Annotated in this window: 12 protein-coding genes; 4 read left to right on the top strand and 8 right to left on the bottom strand. The window is 47.1% G+C overall.

What is annotated here, in order from left to right; genetic code table 11:
* Positions 1-4: 4 nt before the first annotated feature.
* A complete protein-coding gene (gene pnuC / locus Q369_RS0114050) occupies positions 5-622 on the top strand; it encodes a nicotinamide riboside transporter PnuC (protein WP_229206838.1) in 618 nt (205 codons plus the stop codon).
* Positions 623-649: 27 nt separating this feature from the next.
* Here pnuC and Q369_RS0114045 read toward each other — a convergent pair whose 3' ends face one another.
* The 6 genes from Q369_RS0114045 to Q369_RS0114020 all read right to left on the bottom strand — a co-directional run bounded on the left by Q369_RS0114045 (position 650) and on the right by Q369_RS0114020 (position 8,371).
* Positions 650-1,090, bottom strand: a complete 441-nt coding sequence (locus Q369_RS0114045; RefSeq protein ID WP_031528434.1) for a barstar family protein — start codon at positions 1,088-1,090, stop codon at positions 650-652.
* Between the two features lie 2 nt (positions 1,091-1,092).
* Positions 1,093-2,016: a sugar phosphate isomerase/epimerase family protein gene (locus tag Q369_RS0114040; protein ID WP_031528433.1), complete on the bottom strand. Its 924-nt coding sequence runs from the start codon at positions 2,014-2,016 to the stop codon at positions 1,093-1,095.
* 1 nt (position 2,017) lies between these two features.
* A complete protein-coding gene (locus Q369_RS0114035) occupies positions 2,018-3,511 on the bottom strand; it encodes a c-type cytochrome domain-containing protein (protein ID WP_031528432.1) in 1,494 nt (497 codons plus the stop codon).
* A 47-nt stretch (positions 3,512-3,558) separates the two neighbouring features.
* Positions 3,559-3,879, bottom strand: a complete 321-nt coding sequence (gene rhaM, locus Q369_RS0114030; protein ID WP_031528431.1) for an L-rhamnose mutarotase — start codon at positions 3,877-3,879, stop codon at positions 3,559-3,561.
* 12 nt (positions 3,880-3,891) lie between these two features.
* Positions 3,892-5,367, bottom strand: a complete 1,476-nt coding sequence (locus Q369_RS0114025) for a DUF1501 domain-containing protein (protein ID WP_031528430.1) — start codon at positions 5,365-5,367, stop codon at positions 3,892-3,894.
* 247 nt (positions 5,368-5,614) lie between these two features.
* Positions 5,615-8,371 carry a DUF1553 domain-containing protein gene (locus Q369_RS0114020; RefSeq protein ID WP_031528429.1) on the bottom strand — a complete coding sequence of 919 codons (2,757 nt, stop codon included), beginning with the start codon at positions 8,369-8,371 and terminating at the stop codon, positions 5,615-5,617.
* A 331-nt stretch (positions 8,372-8,702) separates the two neighbouring features.
* On the opposite strand from Q369_RS0114020, the gene Q369_RS0114015 reads away from it, so the two are divergent.
* From Q369_RS0114015 to Q369_RS0114005, 3 genes are all read left to right on the top strand, one after another.
* Positions 8,703-9,086 (top strand): hypothetical protein, encoded by a 384-nt coding sequence (locus Q369_RS0114015; RefSeq protein ID WP_229206837.1) that lies wholly within the window; start codon positions 8,703-8,705, stop codon positions 9,084-9,086.
* A gap of 121 nt (positions 9,087-9,207) precedes the next feature.
* Entirely contained in the window at positions 9,208-12,177 is a 2,970-nt protein-coding gene (secDF, locus tag Q369_RS0114010; RefSeq protein ID WP_031528427.1) for a protein translocase subunit SecDF, read from the top strand.
* A gap of 122 nt (positions 12,178-12,299) precedes the next feature.
* Entirely contained in the window at positions 12,300-13,751 is a 1,452-nt protein-coding gene (locus Q369_RS0114005; RefSeq protein WP_031528426.1) for an amino acid permease, read from the top strand.
* A 154-nt stretch (positions 13,752-13,905) separates the two neighbouring features.
* Here Q369_RS0114005 and Q369_RS0114000 read toward each other — a convergent pair whose 3' ends face one another.
* Both Q369_RS0114000 and lhgD read right to left on the bottom strand, forming a co-directional pair.
* Entirely contained in the window at positions 13,906-14,184 is a 279-nt protein-coding gene (locus Q369_RS0114000; protein WP_031528425.1) for a hypothetical protein, read from the bottom strand.
* 440 nt (positions 14,185-14,624) lie between these two features.
* On the bottom strand, positions 14,625-15,824 hold the full coding sequence (gene lhgD / locus Q369_RS0113990; protein ID WP_031528423.1) for an L-2-hydroxyglutarate dehydrogenase: 1,200 nt from the start codon (positions 15,822-15,824) through the stop codon (positions 14,625-14,627).
* Between the last annotated feature and the right edge of the window lie 15 nt (positions 15,825-15,839).

Raw genomic sequence — 15,839 nt, 5'->3', positions numbered from 1 at the left:
GATAATGATGATCGACTGGCTCAACAAGATGGTGTCCCTTGGGATATTCGTAACCACACCTTTGGAAATCCTCGGCTTTGTGACTGGCGCGATCTGTGTTTATCTGAACACGCGGCAGAATGTACTTGGTTGGTTTTTCGGGATCATCAATGCGATTCTATACGCAGCTGTTTTCTGGCAGGTACGATTGTATGCAGATATGGGGTTGCAGGGCTACTACTTTCTTACAAGCATTTACGGCTGGTGGATGTGGAAATTCGGCGGAGTCGGCCGGAACGAATTACAGGTAACATTTACTCCGCGCAAGTTATATCCCGTTTTCGCCCTTGTTTTCATTGGTGCAACCATTTCATGGGGATACCTGCTGGAAAGGTTCACGAATGCAAGCTTCACCTATGCTGATTCGGCATTGACAATCGCGAGCCTGATCGGACAATGGATGATGGCCAGAAAATACCTCGAAAACTGGCTGGTCTGGATAGCAGCCGACGCTTGTTATGTAATCATGTACATTTACAAATTCCTGAACCTCACCGCATTGTTGTACTTCGTCTTTCTGATACTCGCCATGATAGGTTATGCGAAGTGGCGGAGGAGTGTTTTGGAAAATGGGTATCAGTAGTCGTTGATGCCCTATAAGCTCCATTAGTTAAATAACACCAAATGGTATCTCCTGCTCTTCCAGCAGCGCATTAATGCGGTCGGACTGCTGGAAAACGATGCGCAGTTCTTTTTTATCAACACCTTCCTCATCGTCGAGCCATTTCCAATCCTCAGCAGTTGCATCGAGCATGTCGATCACCGTGAGAATTTTCTCCTGCGATTTTTCTTTTGAAAGCCACTCAGCCGAGCTGCTGATGTAAATAATAATCTGCTTCGATCCGATCCAGGAAAGATCGTTCAGCATTTCGTCCAGATCATCCAGACTTGTACCCTCATAGTCAGGGAACTGCAATGCCTCTGCGATCTGAGTATGGAAATCTTTGACGGAAAGAGATTTGGTACCATCGATGTGCGCTATTACCGCAGCGTGAAATTCTTTTTGAACCTCCGTCTCGTCGGCCGCAAGTAAAAAGTGTGTGTTCTTCATAACTATTTTAAGTATCGTTTTCTGAATAAATGCATCATATGTACATTAATTGCCCATTGATCTGCAATAGGCTGGTGCGTAAACGGGACTGTAGGCAGGTAATTAGGCGGGCCGAATTCTGTTAAAACAGTCAGCGTTTCGCCACTTTTTACTTTCTGTTCCACAACCGCATCCCACCACGCTAAATGCGCCTTTAAGGCTGCCTCCCACTCGGGAGCCCGCGGATCATTGACCTGCGGCCCCTCTTCGTGTCCGACGCGCGAGTGAATGTGACCGGTTCGCGACAATGCGAGTTTAACCGTTTCCTGTTGATCCTGCAACAGACTTTCGTGCACATTACACCAGTGCGAAATATCGAGCGTCAATCTCAGTTCAGGATTTTTCTCCATAAACTCCCTTGCAATATGCGCAGCAAAAAGCATTCTACCCCTATGTGTTTCATGGTAAATGGGAATTCCTGTTTTAGCAGCTGCAGCAGTAGTATGGTCTATAAATGCTCTGTTTTGTTCGTAGGTAAAAAAATCCTTCCCGCTGTGGCAGTTGATATAAAGGGGTTTTTGCTCATACTCCGTCGTCGCTGCATTGATCTGCTTTTTAAAAATATCCAAATGGGCTGCATACTCTTTTTCCGCTGATCCACATAGAAAACCAACATCCAGACTGTGCTTTTTCAAAGCTGTAAAAAGCTCTTTTTGCTTCTCTTTTGTACCCGGCCACCAAATTTCCAGTCCGTCGTAACCTTCTTTTTTGATGGCTGCACAAAAAGCATCGGTATTCCCCACAAAGCCCCAATTGGTGCCGAAGACTTTAAGTGAAAGCTTATTGTCAAACTGGAAAGGCGCTTTTTCTGCATCTGAGATAGCCTCAAAGCCTGTTAAAACTCCCGCTGTGGCGATGGCACTGCTCATAAATTTCCGACGGTTCATATTATTGTTTTTTGACTACTTCTCTGCCGGTCGAATCACCAGCTTTTAAAAATTGCGCCACCGCTGCTTCATTGAATCCATTTACCACCATGATATTAGGATTTTGACGACTCGCCTGGCTTACTGCACTATCCGTCACCGCCGACTGCCATACATAAACCGACTTAACAGATTTCATCCCCGCAATCATTTTCAAACCTTCATCGCCTACTTTGGTATCAACTATATTGACGTATTCGAGATAAGAAAGCGGCTTTAATGCAGCGATACCTTTGTCGGTGACAGACGTATGTTCCAGATGCAGCTTACTGAGATTGGGGAATTTGGCGATCTGCTGCAGTGCGGCGTCGGTGATTTGCGTGCCGCCCAATTTTAGCCAGGTAATCTGTTGTGCTACCGGTTGCAGCAGCTCCATTTGTTTGTCACTGAAAGCAGGCAGGTTCACCGCACTGATTTCAAGTAAATTCTGGTCCTGAGATAACGTGTTGACGATCAATCCGGTTTTACGTAGATTTTCAATTGCCTGCTCATTTGCCTTGGGTACTTTCAAACTAAGTACCGCAGATCCCTGCGCCTGGCCTGAGCCTGCCGGAGCCTCTTTGCCCAACGATGCCAATGCAGGCTTTACCGCTTCTGAGACTGTTAGCTGTGATACTTTTTTGTCAGCCGACGCACCCTGATCGATCCACCAGGAAAGCAATGCGATCTGGTCTGTCGTCAACTGCGGCTTGCCTTTCGGCGGCATGTGATCGTCGTCGTTTTCGGGTAAAAGGCATCTTCTGATCATGTCACTTTCAGCGCCTTTGCCCGCGATTAGCGCAGGTCCGCCTTCTCCGCCTTTCAAAAGTAATGTAAGCTGGTCCATTCGTAAATCACCTTTGCTTTTGCTGGCGCTGTGGCATTGCACGCATTTTGCTTCCAGAATGGGTTGAACAATATCGGTGTAAACAACAGCTTGCTGTACATCAGCAATCGGCTTGATTTCAGTACTTTTCTCCTGCATAGGAGGCAGCCCAGCTAGTCCGCGGAATGGTTCGGGTGTATATTGGGTCAGGTAACCTGCTCCGTGCGTCAGTGAACCGCCGTCGTGACCGGCACTCAATGTCAGGATTGTAGCAATCAGAATCGCAGGCAGGTAGACCATTTTCCCCGAAGGTACTGCTCTGGAAAGCCGGTCGGACTTGACGAGCCAGGCCGCCCAGGCAAAAACGGCGACGCCGATTCCTTTCCACATGTGGTTATTCAATAACTCCACATCATATCCGCCACTCAGGGATAGGAGATAACCTGCAATGCAAGCGATTGTCGCGGTAACAGCAGACCAAAACAGAATAAAGACGACGGTACCCTCGCTCACATTGACCTTACCCCAGCGTCGGCCAATTTCCAGGACAGCTGCGATCAGTAAAAAGCCGATAGGGAAGTGGACGATCGCCGGGTGGAACCTGCCAATGAAGGTAGCCCACGACGAATCCTGAAGTAGAATGTAATGCATTTATAAAGGGTTTAATATCAATCCTAATGATGCCTGTATTCGGCTTATTAAAGCCTGAAAACCTCGGGCAATGCAAATACCTGAGGAGAATTGTCTTCGTTTACATCCATTATATCTGCCATATAATCCCACCATTTTTTCATGATCGGTAATGCAGCCAGTTCGGAGGTTGTATCACCTTCTTTCAACTTCTGAAAAGCGAAGAGGGCCAATGTTTTTTCGTCAAGAAATATATAGTATTCCAACAATCCGGCATTTTTCAGGAGCGCGGTAAGTTCCGGCCAGATCTCATCGTGGCGCTTTTTGTATTCTTTTTCAAAACCCGGTTTCAGCTGCATCCGGAAAGCCTTGATCGTTGTATGCTCCATTATTTGAAAAACCTAAGCGATAACTTCTTTAACTACTTTTCCCTCCGTATCCGTAAGCCGGAAGTTCCTGCCCTGAAAAGGATAGGTGAATTTTTCGTGGTCAAAACCCATTAAATGCAGGATAGTAGCTTGCAGATCGTGAACGTGGACCCTGCCTTTTGTACCATAATAACCCAGCTCGTCGGTTTCTCCGTGCGAGAAGCCTTGCTTTACGCCGCCACCCGCCATCCACATCGTGAACGCGTCCAGATGGTGATCTCGTCCCATAAACGGCATTACCAATCCATTCCGATTTTCCTGCATTGGCGTGCGGCCAAATTCCGCGCCCCATATAATGAGTGTTTCTTCCAAAAGTCCGCGCATCTTCAAATCTTTAATCAATGCAGCTACGGGCTGGTCTGATTCCCGGCATTTATGGCGCAGGCCGCCTTCTACATTGTGATCTTTCGAAGTACCGTGCCCATCCCAGCCCCAGTCAAACAGCTGCACAAAACGGACATCGTTTTCAACCAGCTTCCTGGCCAGCAGGCAGTTCATTGCAAAAGTGCCTTCGCCGGGCTTTACGCCGTACATATCCAGTATAAACTGCGGCTCTTTGGAAACATCCATTACTTCCGGCACAGAAATCTGCATTCTGAATGCCATTTCGTACTGGCTGATCCGTGTCAGGATTTCAGGATCTTTTACTTCTTCGTAAGTCTGCTTGTTAATTTCATTAATAGCTTCAATGGTCTGCTTGCGCATATCGCGGTTCATTCCGCTTGGGTCGCTTACGTACAAAACGGGATCTCCGCCGGTCCGGCATTGTACACCCTGGTATACCGACGGTAAAAAGCCGCTCCCGTAAACACTTTTTCCTGCGTCAGGCTGCTGCCCCCCGGAAGCCAGAACAATGAACCCAGGCAGGTTCTGATTCTCAGATCCCAATCCATAAACCGACCACGCGCCCAAACTGGGCCGCCCAAGCCGCGCACTTCCCGTGTGCATCAGCAGCTGCGCCGGTGCGTGGTTGAACTGGTCGGTATGCATTGCTTTGAGGAATGTGATCTCATCAGCCACGGTTTGCAGGTAAGGGACATAGTCGGACATCCATGCGCCAGACTGACCATATTGTGCGAAATGACCTTGCGGCCCGAGCATTTTTGGTACACCCTGTATAAATGCAAACTTCTTTCCTTCCAGAAATTCGGCGGGACAATCCTTTCCGTGGTATTTGAGCAATTCGGGTTTGTAATCGAAAAGCTCCAATTGCGAAGGCGCGCCGGCCATGTGAATGTAAATCACACGCTTCGCCTTGGGTGCAAACTGTGGAATGCGGGCCCTCGCTGCTTCGCCCATCTGCGTATCCGCTGCAGTTGAAGAGCCGCAGGAATGAAGCATCGTTCCCAGCCCTAATGCGCCCAGCCCAAACCCAACGGACTGCAAAAAATGCCTCCGCGTTTGGTGCAGCAAAGAAGCATGTTGCAATTCTTTTATTAGCTTTTCCATTTATCCAGATCCCCGGGCTTAAGCCCGGGGCAATTGATTGTTTTGACTGATTTTCGGGCTTCGCCCTGAATCTTTCTAAATATTCTAGTGCAATCTGTCTAAAGCCGGGCGCAATTGATTGTTTTTAATTGATTTTCGGGCAAAGCCCAAAATCTAAAATCCATTTCCGTCGACTTCAGTCGACGGAGAAAGGGTATGTGATGGCGGAAACGGCACCATCGAAACAGAGCGACGAAAACAGGCATCATCATTCTTTAGTAATGACATTATCCAGATTGAGCATCACATTTGCTGAAATTGTCAAAGCTGCCAGCTCGGGTGTGCGCTCTTTTCCGTAAGCCAGAATGCTATCGGCATCCGTGGGCTTTTTCCGGTAAGCTTGCAAAGCTTCTTTATAAACTTTCACCAAAACACTCAGATTTCGCTGCTCTATCGGCTGAAAAGTCAGCATCCGATAACCTTCTGCTAATTGTTGTTCAGGCGTTTTTCCTCTCTTTTGCATTTTACCCGCCAGACTTTCCGCTGCTTCCAGGTACACCGGATCATTGAGGGTAACCAATGCCTGCAAAGGTGTATTGGTTAAAATTCTCCTTGACTGGCAGAATTCACGGCTCGGTGCATCAAATGTTACCATTGACGGATAAGGCGCGGTTCGCTTCCAGTAAGTATACACGCCGCGGCGATACCTGTCTTCCCCTTCACTCAGCACCCACTTCTCACCGCTGTAAGGCGATTGCCAGATTTTGTCAGGCTGAGGCGGCATTACACCGGGACCGTACATTTTATCTGATATCAACCCGCTGCACGCCAGTGCCTGGTCACGTACCTGTTCCGCACTGAGGCGGACGCGTGGCCCGCGCGAGATCCAGACATTGTAAGGGTCTTTTTCGAGTTTATCTTCATTGGTCTTGGAGCTCTGCCGGTAGGTCGACGACATCACAATCGTTTTCAGCATTTTTTTGATACTCCATTGATCATCTTCCATAAACTTTACCGCTAACCAGTCCAGAAGCTCGGGATGTGTCGGCTCTGCGCCCTGTGAGCCGAAATCTTCCACGGTTTCAACAATCCCCTTTCCAAACAGCTGTTCCCAGAACCGGTTCACGATGACACGGGAGGTCAGTGCATTGTCGCGGCTTACAATCCATTTGGCCAGACCAAGTCTGTCACGCGGCGCGTCGCCTGGTAACGGCGCCAGCAATTTTGGTACATCAGGTTTTACTTCTGCGCCTTTTACCATCCAGTTTCCGCGAACAAAAACATGTGTTTTCCGTGCAAAATCTCCTTTACCTTCCCAGATTACCGGCATGCTCTCGGTTTGGCGGGTCAGTACCGTCGCATAATCTGAAAGAATTTCCTTGTACTCAGGTTTGTCAGTCCCCGGCAATGCTTTTTGAAAAGATATCCAGGTAATCCGCACCCATTCTTCCGGTGCTTTGGGACTTTTAAGTGCGAGATAAATGTCGTGCTTACCTGATGTTTTGATAAGTGGTGCAATGATCACAGAATCTCTCACCGGCACTTTGATCTCAGAAATCACCGGGCCGTCTAGTTTGTCGAGGTGTAAGGATAGTACGGCATTCTCCGCTTTGGTGGCAATGTTCATGACCACATTGTCCGCGCCGGTAAGGTTAACTTGCGAAATACGCGCGTTTCCATTGTTTTTCACACCATAATAGGAAATCGTCAATACCGTCGACTGGTCGCCTTTTACAAAGTTGTGGGCATTGATCTTCGGCTCCATTACTTTCATAAACTGCGTCACTTCCGGCAGCTGCTCAGGTTTGTTTTGTCTGATCCAGCTTTTCACGCGTTCCACCCGCATTGAATCTTCTCCTTTGTAAAACCGCAGCTTTGGCCATTCATCCCACACATCTTCGTCGCGGGTGTTATTGAAGAATGCCATGTATTTGTAATAATCCTCGTGCGGAATCGGATCATAAGGGTGGCTGTGGCATTGAATGCATGCAAATGTAGTTCCCTGCCAAACTTCCCAGGTTGTGTTCACGCGGTCGATCTGCGCGGCAGTGCGGAATTCCTCATCGTCGGTACCACCTTCATTGTTTGTCATCGTGTTCCGGTGGTAGCCGGTGGCGATCATATTGTCTTCTAGCGGGAAACCGTCTTTGTCCTTTTGAAGTAAATCCCCTGCGAGCTGTTCAATGGTAAACTGGTCAAAAGGCTTATCCTGGTTGAAAGATTTTACCACATAATCCCGGTAGCGCCACATGGTGCGCCCGCCGTCGCTCTCGTACCCTTTTGTATCTGCATACCTAGCCAGATCCATCCACATGGAAGTCCAGCGCTCTCCATAGCCTGGTGAATGGAGCAGGCGGTCAACTACCTTTTCATAAGCATTTTCCGAGTTGTCATTTATAAAATCGGCAACCTGCTTCTCGGTTGGAGGCAAGCCGGTCAGGTCCAGACTTACCCGGCGGATCAATGTGGCGCGGTCGGCCTCGGGCGATACTGTTAGGTCTTTGTCTTTCAGTTTGGCCAAAATAAAGTGGTCAATCTCATTGGTCGCCCACTTTTTGTCGCCTGTGTTCAGCAGTCCGAACAAATTGCTGAAACTGTTAAGAGAAGGTACTTCCGGCTTTTCGATTTTTTTGTAAGACCAATGCGTTTCCCATTTCGCACCTTCATTGATCCATTTTTTGAGAATATCAACTTCCTGCTCATTGAGCGGCGTGCCATTTTTCGGCATTTTTTCGTCTGGATCATCGGATAGTATGCGCCGGATCATCTCGCTGGCGTCGGCGTCACCGCGCACGACCGGGATCTTGCCGGACTTACCGGGTTCCAGCATTTCATGCTCAAACAGGAAACTCACGTCGCCGGCCTTCTTCACTCCTCCGTGGCAGCCCATACAATGCTTGTTCAAAATAGGCTTTACATCGGTATTATAATCTACCGACGAGGAGCCCGAGCCCGAAAGCCAGAAAAAGGAAGATATAACAACGATCAGAGCTCCCGCACCAATAAAGATTTTGTTATTCAACATCCTTTTATAATTCTGTTTGTTATAAACATCAATATAGCGAATCTATATCTTTAAAAGTATTTACCCTCAGGGGTTTACTTGCAGTCGGCGCTACTGTTCGTTTACAATTAGCTTTACATTCATTTTCCTGTGAGAGCGTTCTGCCGGATTTTCAGACTGGTCAACTGGCGCGAATACCTTCTCAGATCATTTGTATTTAGTTCATACTGTGTTTGATGATGATCGAATACTATCCTTCTGGATTATCCGTTGAATACGAAAAAAATAGTTTGCTATTCTGAAATTTTCGATCCTAATTTGCGGTTCGTTTTTGAACCCCCTACTGCAAACAGTGAAAACTCAAAGAGTTATCAACCAGACAATCAGCTTTATGCTTGCCGCCATGCTTTTGGTGGTAGCAGGCGCACGGTCTTGGTCTGATCATGCAATAGGCGGACAGAACCTTGTTTCCAAATCGAAAGAAATTGCCAAGAGTGGCGCGGCTGAGCAGGCTTCCCAGCCTGGCGAAGCCAAAGTAAGCGCGCTTGCGCTGGATGCGGTAATTACCCCCGCCATTTCGTTTAACTTCTCCGATTACTTTTACTTTTTACCTCAGCCCGTCTGGCATTTTGTAGCCAAAGAGCTGGCGGTCAGATTTACTTTCCAGGAATCATTTTTCCTGTTTTCCTACTTCCACCGGATCTTCGGAAGGTTCATAGTCACCAATGCTCCTTGATAAGATAGGAGACTCTTTCTGCATTACTATAATATTTTCAAAGTGAAGCGCCTCGTAGCCTGAACCAGGCAGCAAGTCCGTATTTTTTTAAGAATCCCAATCAATTTTTTCATTTAAGAAAATGACCAATAAAAATGGAATAATAGGGCTGACCATCGTGATCGCCCTTATTAGCGTTTATTATCTGTCTTTTACTTTTGCTTCAAGAAGCTTCAGAAGCAAGGCAATTGCTTATGCAACTGACGCAAAAGGAGAGGTAGATATCGCGAAAAAACAACGTTACATTGATTCTCTGTGGCGTGAAGAGGTATATCTCGGCCACACATTGCAAGAGGTTACCGAGCGTGAACTGAACCTGGGTCTTGACTTACAGGGTGGAATGCACGTAGTGCTTGAAGTAGCACCTGCGGACATTTTGAGAGGAATGGCCGGCGGAAATGCACGCAGCGCAGCATTCCAGACTGCATTGAAAAAGGCAGGCGAGGACAAAGCGGCGAGCAACAGTACATTTATCAACCGTTTTGCAGCAGCTTACAAAGAGGCAGCACCTAGCAGCAGCCTTGCGTCGTTGTTCGCAACCAGTGCCAACCGTGGCAAGATCAGCAGCAATTCATCTGATGCAGATGTAATTAAGATGCTGAATACGGAGGTGGATGGTTCTATCGACCGCGCATTTCAGATTACTTCTGCACGTATTGATAAGTTTGGGGTAACTAACCCGAATATCCAGCGTTTGCCTGGTCAGAACCGTATTTTGGTGGAATTGCCAGGTGTGGATAATCCGGAGCGTGTTCGCCGCCTGCTCTCAGGCGCTGCAAAGCTTGAATTTGCAGAGGTATATCTTACAAATGAACTTGGCGCGGGACTGGAAGGTCTGGGCAGATATCTGACCCAGCAAGCTGAAATTGAAAAAGCAAAGAAACCTGCTGCTGCAACTACTGCACTCACAGATACTACCAAGAAAACATCTACCGGCGGTTTGGCTGAGCAGCTCGCTCAGAAAAGTGATTCTACTCAGAATGACTCCGCTGCGGTAGCCGCACAAACTGCCGCATTGACCAGCCTGTTTGTTCCAATGCCACAAGGATTGGGCGTTTATTTGAAAGATACTGCACGTGCCGGAGAAATCCTGCGCCGCCCGGAAGTACGTTCATTGTTCCCTGCTGATCTTGTTTTCATGTGGGACCGCAAAGGAACAGCCGCTGGTGACAATCAGTTGATCCTGCCATTGTATTTTATCAAAAAGGCAAATGGCGAAGCTGCAATGGAAGGCGACGTGATCGTAGATGCAACGCACGATTATGACGAAAGAGGTCGGCCGGAAGTTACCATGCGTATGAATGGAGAAGGAGCACGTAAATGGCGCTCCTTGACTGCCCGCAGCGTTGGCCGTCCGGTAGCTATCATCATCGATAACCTGGTTTACACTGCACCGACTGTACAGGGAGAAATTCCAAATGGTAACTCAAGCATTACAGGTAGCTTCACGGTGGAAGAAACAAAAGATATGTCGAACGTGCTAAAAGCAGGTAAGCTGCCGGCTCCGACACACATTGTGGAAGAAGCGGTGGTAGGCTCGACACTCGGTGCTGAGGCGATTAATGCGGGTTTGTTATCCTCTGCGGTTGGTCTGCTGATCGTACTGGTTTTCATGGTGGCTTACTACAGCAAAGCTGGCTGGATTGCAGATATCGCCTTGTTAATTAACTTGTTCTTCCTGCTTGGCGTGATGGCGTCATTGGGTGCAGTATTGACGCTTTCAGGTATCGCAGGTATCGTACTTTCGATTGGTATGGCTGTGGATGCGAACGTATTGATTTACGAGAGTATCAAGGTGGAGATGGAAACAGGCAAGCCTTTTACCCAGGCAATCCGCGACGGATTTAAACACTCGCTGAGCGCGATCATTGACTCGAACGTAACAACCTTATTAACAGGTATTATCCTTTATACATTTGGTACCGGGCTTGTACTTGGTTTTGCGACTACCTTGGTACTGGGTTTGCTTACATCACTGTTCAGTGCGATTTTCATCACCCGCCTTTTACTGGAACAACAAATCAAGAAAGGGAAGGTTTTCAACTTTTACACCGGGCTGACCAAAAACTGGTTTAAGGACAATCATTTCGACTTCGTATCGCAGCGCAAGCGCTTCTACCTGATTTCCGGAGTTATCATCGCCATCGGTATCGGTTCATTCATTTTCAAAGGATTCGGTTTAGGTATCGACTTCAAAGGTGGCCGTTCGTATGTGATTCGTTTTGAAAACAAGGTGGATGCAGATGATCTGCGCAGCAAAATGGACGAAACATTGGGATCTTCTACGGAGGTGAAAACTTTCGGTGGTCAGGACCAGGTTAAAATCACTACTGCTTACCTGATTGATGAAACGACACCCGACGCGGACCAGAAAGCTGAGGCTAAGGTGATGGAAGGCGTGAACAAGATCAGCGGTAATCCTGCCACAATCGTAAGCTCAAATAAAGTGGGTCCAACGATGGCGAAGGATACATTATGGTCAGCTATTTATGCAGTATTGCTGGCGCTTGCGGCCAACTTTGTGTACATCCTGATCCGTTTCAGGAGAGTTGCATTTAGCTACGGTGCGGTAATGTCGCTTTTGCATGATGTGGTGATTATCCTGGCTATTTTCTCATTGTTCAATGGCATTCTTCCCTGGTCACTTGATATCGACCAGGCATTTATCGGTGCAATCCTCACAATGATCGGTTATTCGATGAATGATACTGTCGTAATTTATGACCGTATCAGAGATTACCTGAAAGATGATAAGGCGCGGGGCCAGAGCCTGCCTACCGTAATCAACAATGCATTGAACAGTACGCTGAGCCGTACAGCGGTGACAGGTATTTCTGTAATTCTCGTATTGCTTGTACTGATGATCTTCGGAGGAGCGGTTATCCGCGGATTTACATTCTGTATGCTGCTTGGGGTAATCGTAGGAACTTACTCTTCACTGTTCGTAGCGGCGCCGATCGTGGTAGACCTTCTGCAACGCGAAAAGATGAAAGAGCCTGCGCTTGCAGTAGCTGAACCTGTTGCGCCTGCTGGTAAAAAGGTTAAAGCGTAAGATTTATAGAATAAAAGAGGGTGAGGATTGTACTTGCCCTCTTTTTATTTTGCAGGAATACGTAAGTAGCAGAATTTTCTTATAGTTTTATAAGATGTTAAAATAACTACAACAAACAGCTTATGGCAAATCAATTATGGGTTAAAAAGCCCATTGAGAAATTATTAAGTGAATCAACAGGCGAGGCTAACCAGCTCAAAAGATCATTAGGATCGGCGAGTCTGGTAGCACTAGGAATTGGTGCCATCATTGGTGCGGGACTCTTCTCTTTGACAGGTATTGCCGCTGCGGAACATTCAGGGCCTGCGGTAACGATCTCATTTATACTTGCCGCGGTAGGCTGCGGCTTTGCCGGCCTTTGCTACGCCGAATTTGCTTCCATGATACCCATTGCAGGAAGTGCTTATACTTATTCTTATGCTACAATGGGCGAATTTGTAGCCTGGATCATTGGCTGGGACCTTGTTCTTGAATATGCTTTGGGAGCTGCAACGGTCTCAGTAAGCTGGTCGAGATACCTGCTGGAATTGCTTAGTAAATTTGATATACATCTCCCGACTCAGCTGGTTTGCTCGCCTTTTGAAGTGGTTACATTGAGCAACGGGACCGTGATCAATGATGGGATTGTAAACCTTCCCGCCATTTTCATTGTGTGCATGTTATCCCTGTTGCTGATCCGCGGTACCGAAGGTTCTGCATTTTTGAACAATATGCTGGTAGTGCTTAAAGTGGCAGTTGTACTGATATTTATCGCATTGGGTTGGAGCCATATTAATCCTGATAATTACGTTCCGTACATTCCTGAAAATACCGGCGCTTACGAGAACTTTGGCTGGTCGGGTATTGCCACCGGGGCTGCTGTCGTCTTCTTTGCATTTATCGGATTTGACGCAGTGTCCACTGCCGCACAGGAAGCGAAGAACCCGCAAAAGGGAATGCCAATCGGTATTCTGGGCTCGCTGGTCGTTTGTACGATTCTGTATGTATTGTTTGCACACGTGATGACAGGTCTGGTGAAATACACAGACTTCCTGAACGACGCCAAGCCCGCTGCAACGGCATTTGCCAAAACCGGCTATGATTCACTCCAAACAGCTTTAATCATCGCGATCTTGGCTGGTTATACGTCGGTAATGCTTGTGATGCTTTTAGGTCAGAGCCGTGTTTTTTACTCCATGAGTAAAGACGGATTGCTGCCAAAGTTTTTCAGCGCGGTACACCCCAGATTTTCTACGCCTTGGAAGACAAACCTGTTCTTTATGGCTTTTGTGAGCATTTTCGCTGGACTGGTTCCGGTGAGTGATCTTGGTCACATGGTGAGTATCGGTACTTTGTTTGCGTTCTGTCTGGTATGCGTGGGTGTTTGGATGCTGCGTGTAAAAAGACCAGAATTACACCGTGCATTCCGTACGCCATTGGTACCGTTTGTTCCGATTATGGGGATTGTAGTTTGTGTGTACCTGATGTACTCTCTGCCGGTAGAAAGCTGGTACCGTCTGGCGATCTGGCTAGCGATCGGCTTAGCAGTTTATTTCGGATATGGTAAGAAGCACAGTAAGTTAGGGCGCGAGTAGGAGAGGGCAGCCGGCTTTTAGCTGTTGGCTTCTTTTACAGATGTTTATTTTAAAGTCGTGGTTGTTTCAGTAGGAGCAGCCACGACTTTTTGTTTTCATAAACAGCTAACAGCTAACAGCTAACAGCTAACAGCTAACAGCTAACAGCTAACGGCTAACAGCTAACCCGCCGATTCTTTTCATTCAATTTGCTAATCAATGTTACTGCTCTGAGTTGATTGGCAATATCGACCCGCATTTCGGGAGTTACATTCTCCACATCCTTACTGAAAAGTACAGTTTCAAGCAATGCATTCATTGAACCGATGATTTCGGCGCAGCTATCTGTTGAGAAAAAATCGCGAACATCATTGATCATCACGTGTTCGGTTTGCGATGGATTGGTCTCCGTACAATTTGCTGTTTTGTTCGCTGAATTCTGAAATGTGTTCATGCATTTACGAAAGTTTGATTGTTAATTGATTGAACTCGCCAGGGTGTTGAAGTTTGGTCACCGAAGGATCCGGGTTTTTCTTTTGTACTTTCTGGGGAAATTTCCCCAGAAATAAGTTAAATAAAAAGCCTGTTAGGGCTTATAAATAATGATTGTTTGGATCTCAAAGTGTCCATACTCAATCAAAATCTCTTTCATTCTTGACTCTGACATACTTCCCTTGTGAGTGTAGTCTCGCCATGCGTTTGTCAATTTCCCTTTTTTCTGATCTGGCGATAAATCTGGATAAATGTTCTTTATCCACCAATCGAAAGCATCGTGAACCGTGGAAAATTTCTTCATATCAAAGATATTGTATTTTGGGGAAATTTCAACAAATAATCTACTATTTTCACTTTTTTAATCCCTTGCCGTCGACTTAAGTCGGCGGCAAGGGAGCTTCAAAGCCGCGCTAAAACCCTTTCCGAAACCGTTTGCCCAATCGAGAGCGACGAAGTTGCGGCCGGTGAAGGGGCGTTACAAATATTGATAGCGTTTTTGTTTTCGATAATGGAAAAATCATCCAGCAAGCCGCCGTCGTAGTCACAGGCTTGCGCTCTTACGCCGGAGCCGCCAGGAACAAGATCTTCGATACGTACAGCCGGGATCAGCCCCTGTAATGCTTTGGCAAAGGCAGCTTTTGAGAACGAGCGGTAATACTCTCCCATTCCTGTTTTCCAGTATTTGGTAGCTACCTTCCTGAAACCTGGCCAGGCAAGTGATTCCAGGAGTTCAGGTACATTGATATCCAGCCTATTGTACCCTTCACGCCTGAATGCAAAAACAGCATTCGGGCCCGCTTCGATGCCACCTTCGATCATTCTTGTAAAATGCACGCCCAGGAACGGGAAATTGGGGTCTGGAACAGGATATATCAGGTTGCGAACCAGATAATGCCGCTCGGGCTTGATCTTGTAGTACTCGCCGCGGAACGGAATAATCCTGACCTTGATGTTTTCTGGCTGCGTCAGTTGCGCGACTTTGTCGGAGTATAGTCCCGCACAGTTTACAATTAGCCTTGTTTCAAAGACCTTCCCGCTCGCTGACACTACTTCTGAGTGTGAGGTTTTGCTTCGTACATCAATCACTTTTTCGCCGAAGAGGATCTCGCCGCTCAGGTTTTGAAAGCATTCTGCGTATTTCTCGCATACTTGTTTATAATCGATAATACCTGTATAAGGCACCCAAATACCTTCAAGGCCAACTACATAAGGCTCCTTTTCGCGTATCTCAGCCTGCGAGATCATGCGGTTCTGGATAAGTCCGTTCTGGTTTCCGCGCTCAAATAGATTCCGTAATAATGGACGCTGTTCTTCGGAAGTAGCTACTACTATTTTGCCGCACAAATCATAAGGAACGCCTTCTCTGTTACAGAAATCAAGCAACATCTGGTACCCGCGAATGCAGTTGGTGGCTTTCAAACTTCCGGGTTTATAGTAAAGCCCTGAATGGATTACACCACTGTTGTGGCCCGTCTGGTGCTTTGCTACTTCGTGTTCTTTTTCGAGCAGCAGTACTTTAAGTCCGGGTCTTTGCTCCTTGATACGCAACGCAGTAGCGAGCCCGACTATTCCGCCTCCTATGATTGTGATATCGTACATTACAACTTGTCTATT

Source organism: Dyadobacter crusticola DSM 16708 (assembly GCF_000701505.1).
Lineage (GTDB): Bacteria > Bacteroidota > Bacteroidia > Cytophagales > Spirosomataceae > Dyadobacter > Dyadobacter crusticola.
Note: the sequence above shows the minus strand (reverse complement) of the source record. Positions and strands in the feature narration are given on the sequence as shown.

Coding starts and splice junctions, on each gene's coding strand:
- Q369_RS0114025 (WP_031528430.1), bottom strand. CDS start 5,367: ATGGAAAAGCTAATAAAAGAATTGCAACATGCTTCTTTGCTGCACCAA.
- Q369_RS0114020 (WP_031528429.1), bottom strand. CDS start 8,371: ATGTTGAATAACAAAATCTTTATTGGTGCGGGAGCTCTGATCGTTGTT.
- Q369_RS0114005 (WP_031528426.1), top strand. CDS start 12,300: ATGGCAAATCAATTATGGGTTAAAAAGCCCATTGAGAAATTATTAAGT.
- secDF (WP_031528427.1), top strand. CDS start 9,208: ATGACCAATAAAAATGGAATAATAGGGCTGACCATCGTGATCGCCCTT.
- Q369_RS0114040 (WP_031528433.1), bottom strand. CDS start 2,016: ATGAACCGTCGGAAATTTATGAGCAGTGCCATCGCCACAGCGGGAGTT.
- lhgD (WP_031528423.1), bottom strand. CDS start 15,824: ATGTACGATATCACAATCATAGGAGGCGGAATAGTCGGGCTCGCTACT.
- Q369_RS0114000 (WP_031528425.1), bottom strand. CDS start 14,184: ATGAACACATTTCAGAATTCAGCGAACAAAACAGCAAATTGTACGGAG.
- rhaM (WP_031528431.1), bottom strand. CDS start 3,879: ATGGAGCATACAACGATCAAGGCTTTCCGGATGCAGCTGAAACCGGGT.
- Q369_RS0114035 (WP_031528432.1), bottom strand. CDS start 3,511: ATGCATTACATTCTACTTCAGGATTCGTCGTGGGCTACCTTCATTGGC.
- Q369_RS0114045 (WP_031528434.1), bottom strand. CDS start 1,090: ATGAAGAACACACACTTTTTACTTGCGGCCGACGAGACGGAGGTTCAA.
- pnuC (WP_229206838.1), top strand. CDS start 5: ATGATGATCGACTGGCTCAACAAGATGGTGTCCCTTGGGATATTCGTA.